Genomic DNA, 11796 nt, shown 5'->3' on the forward strand with positions numbered 1-11796 from the left:
GCGGTGACGGATGGCCCGGACTACGCCGGGCCATGACGGGACGGGGGTGCCCAACCATGACGGGGCCAGTGTGCCGGCTGCGGTTCAGCATCACGCCTCATCCCCCAGCACATCCAGCAACGGCGCGCCGGAGCGCGGCGGTTTCAGCTCCAGATGCCGCCACCCCGGGTCCCCCAGCATCCGCCCCCGGCTGGTGCGCAGGATCAGCCCCTCCTGGATCAGATAAGGCTCGATCACATCTTCCAGCGTATCGCGCGCCTCGGCCAGCGCCGCCGCCAGCGTCTCGACACCAACCGGGCCCCCGGCATGGTGGTCGGCGATGCGGCGCAGATACCGCCGGTCCATCGAGTCCAGCCCCAGCCGGTCAACCTCCAGCCGGTTCAGCGCGGCGTCGGCAATCCCCCGATCGACCGGCGAATCGCCCTGGACCAGCGCGAAATCCCGCACCCGCCGCAGCAGCCGCCCCGCGATCCGAGGCGTCCCCCGCGACCGCCCCGCGATCTCCGCCGCGCCATCGTCAGTCAACCGCAGCCCCAGCAACCGAGCCCCCCGGACAATGATCTGCCGCAGTTCCTCCGGCGTGTAGAACACCAGCCGCAGCGGAATCCCAAACCGGTCCCGCAGCGGAGTCGCCAGCAGCCCCGCCCGCGTGGTCGCCCCAACCAGTGTGAACGGCGGCAGGTCGATGCGCACGCTGCGCGCCGCCGGCCCTTCGCCGATAATCAGGTCGAGTTGGAAATCTTCCATCGCGGGGTACAGGACTTCCTCGATCGCCGGCTGCAATCGATGAATCTCGTCGATGAATAGGACATCCCTGGGCTGAAGGTTTGTCAGAATCGCGGCAAGATCGCCGGCCTTGGCGATCACCGGCCCCGACGTCGCCCGAAACCCCACTCCCAGCTCCCTGGCAACGATCTGCGCCAGCGTGGTCTTTCCCAGCCCCGGCGGCCCGTGCAGCAGCACATGGTCCAGCGCCTCCCCCCGAGACCGGGCCGCCTGGATAAAAATCGCCAAATTCTCCCGCGAGGCTTTCTGCCCGGTGAAGTCGGCCAGCGTCTGCGGCCGCAGCGAGGCCTCAGCGGCGTCCTCCGGCTGGCGGGCGGCTGACACCGCTCGGTCTTCGGACCCGCTCATCCGGCGGCCCTCTGCGCCAGGTCCTTCAGACTGTCACGGATCAGCACGTCCAGTGTCGCCGCCTCGCCCAGCCGATCCAGCACCCGGGCAACGGTCTGCTGCGCCTCCGGCCGCCGGTAACCCAGGTTGACCAGCGCCGACAGCGCGTCATCCGCCGGCGTTGCGGCGGCAATCGGGGTGTAGCTGACGCCGGAGGCCGAAGTCGGCATCGCCCCCGTCTTATCCTTCAGCTCCGTCAGCAGCCGCACCGCCAGCCGCGGCCCAACCCCCTGCGCTCGGGTCAGGCTGGCCTTGTCGCCCGCGGCGATGGCGCCGACCAGGTCCCGCGGCGACAGCGCCGACAGGATCGCCAGCGCGACCTTGCCCCCAACCCCCTGCACCGTGGTCAGCAGCCGGAACCAGTCGCGTTCGGCGGCGTCGGCAAACCCGTACAGGACGATGGCGTCTTCCCGCACATGGGTCTCGATCAGCACCTTGGCGGCGGCCGGCGGCGGCGGCAGGGCGGACAGGGTGCGCGACGACGCCTGCACCAGATATCCGACGCCGCCCACGTCGATGACGCAGGTGCCGTCGGAGAGCGCATCCACGCGTCCGGTAAGCTGGGCGATCATTCTGGTCGGGTCCTACGCATGACCGCGAATCGGGGCGGCGCGGAATCATACCCCATCGGGGGCGGGTTGTGGTGGCCGACGTCCCCAAGATCCCGGACGGGTGGATTCCGGCCCTCCCGCTTTTCCGCTACACCCGGGTCCCGGTGCCGCCGTCGTGCGCCGAACGGGCCCCGAGGGAAACAACGCATGGCGAATGACGATCGCACCAGGATCATCCCCAGCAGAACGCCGGAATCGGCTTCCATGTCGGCAAACGTCAAGCGAGCGATGGTAATAACCGCCAGGCTCAACCGTCTGACGTTCGACGATGCGGATGAAGTCCGGGCCTTGTTCAGCGATCTGATCGGCAAGAAGGTGGACGACAGCTTTTTGCTGATACCCCCCTTCTACACGACCGGAGGCCTCGATATCACCGTCGGGCGCAACGTCTTCGTCAATCAGAACTGCACGTTCTATGACCTCGGCGGACTCGACATTGCCGATGATGTGATGATCGGACCGAACGTCAGCATCATCACGTCCGGCCATCCCATCGAACCGTCCCGGCGCCGCACCGCCGTCACCGCGAGGCCCATCGCGATTGAGCGGAATGTCTGGATCGCGGCCGGCGCAACGATCATCGGCGGCGTGACCGTGGGCGAAAACGCGGTTGTCGCGGCGGGTTCCGTGGTCACCAGGGGCGTTCCCCCCCAATACTCTGATCGGTGGCAACCCCGCGAGGGTCATTCGCTCCATTGCCGGCTGAGGAAACGTCCGGCAGGGGTCGGCCCTACCCGGAAACTGCCGCACGTAACACCAACGGCCGTTGTCATCGACCTTCGCCGCCGCGGTGCAACCGTCATGGCGGGCGCAGGCAAACCAAATCAAATACCCGGTCGTTTCGGCTGGTTCGTGGTGGGCGCTGTAGGATTCGAACCTACGGCCCGCTGATTAAGAGTCAGCTGCTCTACCAACTGAGCTAAGCGCCCGCACCAACGAGGGGCGGTTTCTAGCAACCTTCCCCAGCAATGCAACCCCTTCGTGCTCAGGCGCCCGCCAAAATCGCGTCCGCCATCTTCTCCGCCGTCATCAGCACGGGGAAATTCGTGTTCGCGCACGGCACCACCGGGAACACCGAGGCATCGACCACCCGCAGCCCCTCCACGCCCCGCACGCGGCCCGCCGGGTCGGTCACCGCCATCGGGTCGGTATCGGCCCCCATCCGGCACGTACACGACGCATGCCACACCCCCACGGCCGCCTTCCGCACGAATGCCTCCAGTTTCTCGTCGTCGGTCAGCACGTCCTGCAGTGTGATGCCCTCCATCACCAGCGTCTCGATCAGGTATTTCCGCAACGCCGCCGGCCCGTCCAACGCCCGGGCGAGCACATCGGTGATCAGCTTGTTCTTACGGCTGTGCAGCCCGACCTGGCGCACCTTGTCGCTATAGCTGGCGGGGAACGGATGCTCCGTCACGGTCTGCATAATCGGCGTCAGGTGCATCGCGCCGAACTGGCGCACCCCGTCCATCATCCGCTCCAGGTCGCGTTGGTCCGACAGAAGATTGAAGTCCACAATAGGTTCATCGGACCAATTGGCCGAACGCAGGCGAACCGACCCGGTCTCGGAGTAAGTCTTGTACACCGTCACGATAAATGACCCGATCTGCTCGCCGACCCGATGCCACGACGTCTTGTTGGTCACCACGGTGAACATATCCCCGGCCGGAATGCCCGGCATGTTCGAGGAATAGCGCAGCCCCGTGTAGATATGCCGCCGTGAGTAGTCGTGGATGATCCGGGCATGCGGCTTCAGGAAGGCCGCCACAGCCACCGCCGGATGGTCCTGCAAACGCTGCCCCACGCCCGGCAGCGCCGCCCGCACCTCGATCCCATGCTCCCGCAGATGCCCGCCCGGCCCGATGCCCGCCCGCATCAGATGCGCCGGCGAATGGATGGCACCGCAGGACAGGATGATCTCGTGCCCGCGGAATTCCGCCGGCTTGCCTGCCACCGTCGCCTTCACCCCAACGCAACGCTGGCCTTCGAAAATCAGGCCGGAAACCTGGGTGTCGGTGGAAATCGACAAATTCTCCCGCAGCCGCGTGCCGGGATCGAGGTAGCCGATCGCCGCCGACACCCGCCGTTCATAAGCGTTGGAGATGGTGATCGGAAAATACCCGTCCTCCCACGCCGCGTTCTGATCCTGGATGAATTTGTAGCCCGCCTGCTCGAACGCCTTCGCCACGGCCTTGGCATGTTCGGGCCACAGGTCCGGAAAAATGCGGCGAACCGGGATGCGCCCGTCCCGGCCATGCCACGGACCCTCGAAGTCCATGTCGCGCTCGACCTTCTTGAAGTACGGCAGCACGTTGTCCCAGTTCCACCCGCTGGCACCGCTCGCCGCCCACTCGTCGTAATCCGTGGGTGCGCCGCGATTCGCGAGCTGCCCGTTGATCGACGACCCGCCACCCAGGATGCGCGCCTGCTCATAGGTCCGCAGCGGCGGGGCTTTCTCGTCGGGGTTGTTGTGAGAGATCACCTCGGTGGTGACCTTCAGCTTGTTCCAGGTGTAAGCCGGGTTGAGGTACGCAGTGCCCGGATAGGAATCCAGCACCGCCGCCGGCACCTTGCCATGCGGCGTGTCCTGGCCGGCTTCCAGCAGCAGCACCGTGTTCTGACTGCGGGCGGACAGCCGGTTGGCCAGGACCGACCCCGCCGATCCGCCACCCACGATTATCGTGTCGAACATCATGGACGGCACGGCGTTCCTCCTGGCTTTTTCTGTTGCCGAAGGATCGCCTTGATGCCGAATCGCCGCAAGCCCCGCGCGAACGCCGCCTGGCATCAGGTCATCGGCGCTCCGCCGGCAGCCTCTTCGCCCCGGAACGGTTTGGTTCGGACTGTCCACGCCGGATGATCCGGCGGGCCCTGCAACCGGCCAATCCATCCGACGGGATGTGGGCAGCACAATGTCCGGCAAGGGGTGCCGTTTATCAATTTTAAATTGTAACAAAATGATACCGTCAAAATGCGACATATTTATCTTTTTTAACGTTTCTGGGCCGTCCACTACTATGTCTGCGAACAGGTCACCCGTTACTCAGATGATGAGCAGAACAGAAAAAATCGCGCGGCCGCCACGGTCGTCGCCCAACCTACCGTCTACGGATTATCAAATATATCACGGGACCGTGATATGATCCTGGACTCAACAGGCAAGTCTACAGTAGCGTGTAAGTAGGAAACGAAAATCACTGTTTTAGGAAGGGGCAACCAATGAAACCACGTTTCCAGCTTCCGCTGGGCAGTCCTCCGTCGATTGTCAGGCAGGTTGACTCCGGGCCCATACTGATCACGGAGGGGCAACTATGTGTTCACAGGCAGTGATATACCTGGATAGTCACGTTACGGACACGAAGCACACCGCCCTGGCCAGGCTGATGAAACGCCTGGGTTCAAGTTGGTTCGCGCGGGTCCTGTCCAAGCCGGCGCCCATGACGCAAGACGATCCTTATCTGCTTCTTCTGCTCGCCGATCAGGCGTTCGACGCCGGTCGCGAGGAACAAGCTATATATTTGGTCGAAACGGTGTATGAGGTCTTCGACCGCCAGAAGAACATCACGCACCTGCGACACATGACCCGCAAGTCACGAATCGCCCCAGGAAATACCGCCATCGGCCTTTCCACCATTTGATCGGCGGCCATTCACGGCACAACCACAACATATCATCCCAGCCGAACCGAACCCGGAATATCGATGTCGTCCGGGCGGCGACGCCGTGACGATCCCCCATCCATGGACCACAGCCTGACCCGCGCCTATGATCGGCCGCAACGCGGCGTCCATGATCGAAGTCGGGCCAGCCGAACAGTCGGAGGGGTATGTTGCACAGACCTATGACCCGCCGGACCCTGGTCGCGGCACTGGCGGCCCCGTCCGTGCTCCGCGCAGCCGAACCCATCCGGCTGCGCGTCTCCGTCGAAACGCCGCCGACGCACGGCCGAACCATTTCCGCCGCCGATTTCTGCCGCAAGGTGCAGAAAGCATCCAACGGCACCATCAAAACCGAGCTGTTCGACAGCGGCCAGCTTTTTACCGACCTGACCGTCGTGACCGCGCTGGTGCAGAATCAGGTCGAGATGTCGATTCCCGGCACCTGGGGTCTCGCCGGCTTCGTCCCAAGCGTCGATGTGTCGCAGTTGCCGGTCATGTACGCGCGCCCCGTCGAGGTCGCCCACCGCGTGATCGACGGCAAGACCGGCCAGATGATCAACGCCGAGATCGCCGCCAAACTTCGCATGCGCGTGCTCGGCCGCTGGCTGGATCTGGGCTTCGAGAACTGGTACGGCACGACGAAAAAGCTGATCAGCCTGGACGACCTGAAGGACCTGAAGATCCGCAACTCCGGCGGGGCCGGGAAAGCGTGGCGCACCCGCTTCCTGGGGGCCATTCCGAACACGACGCCGATGCCGAACGTGGCCCTGGCGCTGTCGCAGGGAACGTTCGACGGGCTGATCACCACCAACGAAACGGCCGCCGCCGGCAGCCTGTGGGAATCGCGTGTGCATTATGTGCTGGAGGATCATCAAACCTTCAGCTTCTACGTTCCGCTGATCGCCGGCGCGTTCTGGCAGGGTCTGTCGGCGGACCACCAGGCGCTGCTCTCCGAGGTGTGGGATTCCAGCCTGGCCGGCTATCGCGCCAACATGGCGGCCGCTCAGGTGACGGCTCGGCAGAAACTGACGGCGCACGGCATGGTCATAACGGTTCCCGATACCGCGCAGACCGACGCGGTCCGGACCCGCATGCTGGCGCAGCAGGACGGGCTGGTGAAACAGTGGCGGATCACGCCGGCAATCGCCACCCAGGCTCTAACCGATGTGGGCTGACCGATGACACGTCTGATCCTGACCGGAGACGTCAACCTGATGGGCGTGGAGGACGCAACCGTGCCCTTCGCCCGGGTCAAGGCCGATTTCAAGGCCGCCGATCTGGTGTTCAGCAACCTGGAATGCTGCCTCTACGCACCCGCGGGCAGCCACAGCGTCGACCACGAAGGTTTCTTTGCCAATCCAACCGTCGCCGGGGCGGCACTGACCGGTGCCGGCATCGCCGTAGTCGGGGTGGCGAACAACGTGAATTACGGCGAGGCCGCGATCGAGGCCTCGATCGCGGCGCTCGACCGCCACGGCATCGCCCACACCGGTGCCGGAGCGAACCGAACGGCCGCTCGGATTCCGGCGATCGTCACGCGGAACGGTGTCAGGTTCGGCTTCCTGCAACGCAGTTCCGTGTATTGGCCGACGAACCATGAGGCAGCGGACAACGCCACCGGCATCGCGGTAATCCGGGCACACACCGCATATCAGGTGCCGATGCACAAGATCCGGCCGGAGATCCCGCCGATGAACCGGCCAGGATTGCCGCCGGTGATCCTGACCTGGGCCGATCCGGTGTATCTGCGGTGGCTGCGCGAAGATATCGCGGCGCTGCGGCAGCAGGCGGATATCGTTGTTGTGTCGTGCCATTGGGGCCTGGGCCGCGAAGTGCTGGCCTACATGACGGAGATCGCCCACGCCGCGATCGATGCCGGGGCGGATGTGGTGATCGGCCACGGCCCGCATCACTTCCTGCCGGTGGAACTGTATCGCGGCAAACCGATATTCTACGGCTTGGGAAGTTTTTCGTTTCACACCGGACATGGCGGCCGCAAACATGGCGATTGGATCGGCCTGATGGCGGACGTGGAATGGGAAGGCCCGGATTTGTCACGCGCCAGTTTCCAATTTGTACGCCACAACGATAAAAATGAAACAACCGTAGCCACACCGGCTGATGAACCCCAGGCCGTCGCAGAGATATCGGAAGCCAGCGCAACGCTCGGGGTTCGGATTTCAGTCACAGGAAACCGTCTGTCGATCGACCTCACCGATGGTCGTACCGGATGACACCTCACAAAGACCAGCAACAGTCCAGTCGCCATCGCCCGGCGACAGTCCATTCGCCATGGCCCAGCGGCAGTCCATTCGTCATGGCCCGGCGACAGTCCAGTCGCCATGTCCCGGCGACAGTCCAGTCGCCATGGCCCAGCGACCGCCCATTCGTCATGGCCCGGCGAAGTCCGGGCCATCCGCCCCAGTAAGGTGCTAGACCAGATAGCCCCCGACGTCGCCGACCCAACACCAGGCCGGCGTCCCGACGTCAACAGCCGCTGGTATAACCCCCTCAGAAACGGTACGCCGCGAACAACGCGCAGAACGTAACGTTCTTGCCCAGCGCCTCCTGCACGGCCGGCCCTGACAGGAACTCCGCGGCGATGGCACCCAGCGCCAGATGCTGGTCGATCCGCCAGCGCACATCGGCCGACAGTTCGGTACCAACCCGAGACCCCGTGACCTTGCTGGTATTGGCATATTCCACCATCGCGCTGCCATACAGCCCGTCGGCGCTGGAAACCCGCCACAGCGTATCCCACCCGAATGTCGCCAGCACATCCGGCACCGGCTTGAACGACAGCACCGGCCGCACATCATAGATATTGGCGGGCACTAGCAACGCGGTCTCGGCGAAATACGGCAATCGAGGAAACATCGCGTTGAACGTGCCGATCGCCCCACGCCCGCTGTCGCCACTCGCGTAATTGGACTCGATCCCGATCCGAGGCTGCCACATCGCATCCCGAAACGTATACCCGGCGATCGCGGCCAGCATTGCGGCGTGGATGTCCTCATTACGGAATGACCCGCTCTGCACCGCGGCCTCGGTGTTCCAATCGAACCCATCGGCCCGGCCGAACAACCGGACGCCAAACGTCTGCCGCTGCTCCACGCCGGTCAGGCCACGAAATTTCGCCGCTTCGTTCTCATAGTTCAGCTCATACAGATCAGCCTTCAGCACCGGTCCCAGCGGCACGGTCAGATACCCGCCCCACATAAGCTGTTTCATGTTCGTGTGGTCGTCGAACACCCCGATGGCGTTCGAAAGCGGGCGCACCAGCAGCAGGTCGATCGTCGCGCCGCCCCAATGATCGGTGATCCGGGCACCGTCGAAGGTGCGCCGCACATTGGGACCCTCCCGCACCGCGATCAGCCGCTGGTAGCCGAACAGCAGTTCCTCCCGCCCAACCCGCACCACCGGCGCATCGCCCAACGGCGAGGGCAGCCGCAGATCGATGAAACCCTGCGTCAGCTCCAGATGGTCGATATCGGTGGTCGACGTGACACCCCGGTCGCCAAGCCGATCGAACTCCCCCAACTGAGCGAAGACGCGGATATAGTCGGTGACATGCGCATCGATGTTCAACAGCAACCGTTGCAGCAGATAGGCGTTCTTCGGCGGCGCCTTCAGGCCGAAATTCGGGTTGAGATAGGATTCGAAGCGCTCCCTCACCTCGCCGCCCAGACTCAGGTAGCTGGGACCGTATTGTCCATCGCCGATGGGAATATACTTAAGCGGGTCCCACGGGTCGTTCGCTTTCGCCGGATCCGCCAGATAGGAGAAGTCGTCGTTATACCGCAGCGAATGATAGAATGGATCGCCCGGTTCGGGGCTCGCACCGTGTGCGCCGGCCACCAGCAACAGCATGAACGCGGCGATCAGCAGACCCGTCAGGGGACGGGTGCAAAGCGACGACATGGACGTTCCCGGACGTTTCTTGCTTGGCCGCATCGTCGACCGGCATGCCGTCAGTCGCGAGAACCGTCCGATCTGAAGGTTTTCAGAAACGCGATCAGGTCGGCGATCACCGCCGGGTCCGTGATCCCCGGAGCAGCCATTTTAGTGCCCGTGATCACGGACTGCGGATCGGCCAGAAAGTCCTGCAATGTCTCCTCATCCAAGGCGAGTCCCGAGTTCTTGGCGGCCACGGAATAATCGTACCCGGGATACGTCCCCGCCAGGCGCCCGATCACGCCATTCAGGACAGGCCCGATCGCATTTTTCGCGCCTGGCCCGACCTGATGGCAGGCGCTGCAAGCAGCGAACGCCTTCTGGCCGGCGGCCACGTCCTGGGCGGCGGCATGCCCTGACATCACGCAGGCAAGCACGATCATGACCGTGGCCACACACCAGAACAACACGAACCCCCTCCTTCCGCGCGGAACATCCTCGGCGGAGTTGAAAAATATTGGCCTTTGCAAGACGTTAAGTTTCCCCGAAGCGTCCCCGCCCGTCAATCACCCGGATCGCGCCGGCCGCATTGGTTTCTTCCCCACACGGCTGCGAACGCCGGCGCTGGGCCGTATGCGGGTTCGGATGTAGGATCACCCGCGGAAGGATCCGAACAGATCATGCAAACCACGCCATCGGACACCCCGCCAGGACAGAACGACCCCTTGTCCGGCATAACCGTGATCGATCTGTCCCACGTCTACAACGGCCCCTACGCGACCTTCCTGATGGCCATGGCCGGCGCGACCGTCATCAAGGTCGAACCCCTCACCGGCGAGCACCTGCGCAGCCGAGGCGACATGGGCGGCGCCGCCCTGCCCTTCGCCATGTTGAATTCCAACAAGCAGGCCGTGACCCTGAATCTGAAAACCCCGCAGGGCCGCGACTTGCTGAAACAAATGGCCGCCCGAGCCGACATCCTCGTCGAGAACTTCGCCCCCGGCGTCACCGACCGGCTGGGTATCGGCCCGGCAACCCTTCAGGCAATCAATCCCCGGCTGATCTACGGATCCAGTTCCGGCTACGGCAAAACCGGCCCCTACAAGGACTATCCGGCCATGGACCTGGTCATGCAGGCGATGGCGGGGATCATCAGCATCACCGGCCACCCCGATCAACCACCGGTCAAAGCCGGCCCGGCCGTCTGCGATTTCAGCGCCGGCATTCATCTCTACGCCGCCATCATGACCGCCTTGTATGAACGGGAACGCACCGGCAAGGGACGCATCGTGGAGGTCTCGATGCAGGACGCCAGTTACGCCCCAATGGCCTCGAATCTCGGGATGCTGCACGCCCGTGGCGCGGCCGCACCAACCCGCACCGGCAACCGCCACGGCGGCCTGGGCATCTCACCCTACAACGCCTACCGGACCAGTGACGGCTACGTCGTCATCAACGCGCCCGGCGACCAGCATTTCCGGTCCATTCTCGACGTCATCGGCAGAAACGACCTGAAGGACGACCCACGTTTCGCGACACGATCCGCGCGGGTCGCCAACATGCTGGCGGTAGACGAAATCCTGGAGGCATGGACGTCCCAAAATCCCAAGGACGCGGTCGCCGCCAAACTGCTGGCCGCATCCGTGCCATGCGCCCCAGTCCGCGAACTATCCGAGGTCATCGTCGACGAAAACATGCATGCGCGCGGCAGTCTCCAATGGTTCGACCATCCGGAACTTGGCCGGATCGTCCTTCCGCACAGCCCGCTTCGTTTCGAGGGTACGCCGCCGCGCCCGCTTCAGGCCAGTGCCCCGCTCGGTGCCGACAATCGCCGCGTCTTCGGCGACTGGCTGGGTCATGACGAGGCGGAACTGCAAGCCCTGACAGACGCCGGCGTGATCTGACCCCGGACATCGTCAACAAACGACCGGCAAGCGCAAACATCACTTCCCCAGCCCCGTTCGCCCATGGCATGTTCCGGCCAAATCAGGAGCGCCCAATGATACGCTGGCCGATTTGTGGCGCCTTTCTTGCGTTCCTGGCGATGGGCACCTTCACCGCGCACGCCGCCGGGATCGATTGCGGCAAAGCCCGCTCCCCCACCGAGAAAGCCATCTGCGCCAACCCCCATCTGCTCGCGCTGGATCAGCAGATCGCCGTCGCCTACGCCGACGCCCTGGCCCGTCAGCCGGACCGCAAGGACGCCATGCGGCAGGACCTGATCCGCTGGCTGAAGCAGCGCGACGCCGCCTGCGCCCTGCCCCGGGCGGACATTCCGAAATGCCTGATCGGCCAGATGACCGAGCGCCTCGCCGCGCTCGCCCCACCCGCCGCCGCGACCCAGACCACGGAAAAGCCGCCTACCGAAAAGCCGCTCACCGCCCCATCACCCACAGCCTCACCACCCACCGGCCCGCTGCAAACCGCCGCCGCCGTCACACCACCCCCTGACCCCGCCC

The 11796-nt window shown here is 64.5% G+C and carries 12 protein-coding genes and 1 tRNA gene; 6 read left to right on the plus strand and 7 right to left on the minus strand.

Annotated elements, in window-relative coordinates; translation table 11 throughout:
- Positions 1-90 precede the first annotated feature (90 nt).
- The 3 genes from ruvB to GSQ89_RS39230 form a co-directional block, all read right to left on the minus strand.
- The gene (gene ruvB / locus GSQ89_RS16125) at positions 91-1134 is read right to left on the minus strand and encodes a Holliday junction branch migration DNA helicase RuvB (RefSeq protein WP_158926919.1); all 1044 of its coding nucleotides are present in this window, start codon (positions 1132-1134) and stop codon (positions 91-93) included.
- Complete coding sequence (gene ruvA / locus GSQ89_RS16130) at positions 1131-1745, minus strand: Holliday junction branch migration protein RuvA (protein WP_158926921.1); 615 nt, start codon at positions 1743-1745, stop codon at positions 1131-1133. Before ruvA ends, ruvB begins: the two co-directional genes overlap by 4 nt.
- Before the next feature lie 452 nt (positions 1746-2197).
- Positions 2198-2419, minus strand: a complete 222-nt coding sequence (locus GSQ89_RS39230) for a hypothetical protein (RefSeq protein ID WP_254073229.1) — start codon at positions 2417-2419, stop codon at positions 2198-2200.
- Between GSQ89_RS39230 and GSQ89_RS40125 the strand changes: the two genes are divergently transcribed.
- Complete coding sequence (locus GSQ89_RS40125) at positions 2364-2675, plus strand: hypothetical protein (RefSeq protein WP_371734259.1); 312 nt, start codon at positions 2364-2366, stop codon at positions 2673-2675. The two genes, GSQ89_RS39230 and GSQ89_RS40125, sit on opposite strands and share 56 nt — an antisense overlap.
- Here the strand turns inward: GSQ89_RS40125 and GSQ89_RS16140 are convergent.
- Positions 2638-2713: transfer RNA gene (locus GSQ89_RS16140), tRNA-Lys, on the minus strand. The two genes, GSQ89_RS40125 and GSQ89_RS16140, sit on opposite strands and share 38 nt — an antisense overlap.
- A 56-nt stretch (positions 2714-2769) precedes the next feature.
- Entirely contained in the window at positions 2770-4479 is a 1710-nt protein-coding gene (locus tag GSQ89_RS16145) for a GMC family oxidoreductase (RefSeq protein WP_254073236.1), read from the minus strand.
- Positions 4480-5167: 688 nt separating this feature from the next.
- Here GSQ89_RS16145 and GSQ89_RS16150 point away from each other — a divergent pair.
- From GSQ89_RS16150 to GSQ89_RS16160, 3 genes are all read left to right on the plus strand, one after another.
- Positions 5168-5422, plus strand: coding sequence for a hypothetical protein (locus GSQ89_RS16150; RefSeq protein WP_158926923.1), 255 nt, complete (start codon positions 5168-5170; stop codon positions 5420-5422).
- 203 nt (positions 5423-5625) lie between these two features.
- Entirely contained in the window at positions 5626-6618 is a 993-nt protein-coding gene (gene dctP / locus GSQ89_RS16155) for a TRAP transporter substrate-binding protein DctP (protein ID WP_158926925.1), read from the plus strand.
- A gap of 3 nt (positions 6619-6621) precedes the next feature.
- A complete protein-coding gene (locus GSQ89_RS16160) occupies positions 6622-7677 on the plus strand; it encodes a CapA family protein (protein WP_158926927.1) in 1056 nt (351 codons plus the stop codon).
- Between the two features lie 277 nt (positions 7678-7954).
- On the opposite strand, the gene GSQ89_RS16165 is transcribed toward GSQ89_RS16160, so the two are convergent.
- Positions 7955-9364: an alginate export family protein gene (locus tag GSQ89_RS16165; protein ID WP_158926929.1), complete on the minus strand. Its 1410-nt coding sequence runs from the start codon at positions 9362-9364 to the stop codon at positions 7955-7957.
- A gap of 50 nt (positions 9365-9414) precedes the next feature.
- Entirely contained in the window at positions 9415-9903 is a 489-nt protein-coding gene (locus GSQ89_RS16170; RefSeq protein ID WP_254073230.1) for a cytochrome c family protein, read from the minus strand.
- Positions 9904-10017: 114 nt separating this feature from the next.
- Between GSQ89_RS16170 and GSQ89_RS16175 the strand changes: the two genes are divergently transcribed.
- Both GSQ89_RS16175 and GSQ89_RS16180 read left to right on the plus strand, forming a co-directional pair.
- On the plus strand, positions 10018-11241 hold the full coding sequence (locus GSQ89_RS16175; protein ID WP_158926931.1) for a CaiB/BaiF CoA-transferase family protein: 1224 nt from the start codon (positions 10018-10020) through the stop codon (positions 11239-11241).
- A gap of 95 nt (positions 11242-11336) precedes the next feature.
- Positions 11337-11796 (plus strand): lysozyme inhibitor LprI family protein (locus GSQ89_RS16180; RefSeq protein WP_158926933.1); only part of this gene is annotated, 460 nt, incomplete at its 3' end.

Origin of the sequence: Acidisphaera sp. S103, from assembly GCF_009765975.1 — a bacterium.
Lineage (GTDB): Bacteria > Pseudomonadota > Alphaproteobacteria > Acetobacterales > Acetobacteraceae > Rhodopila.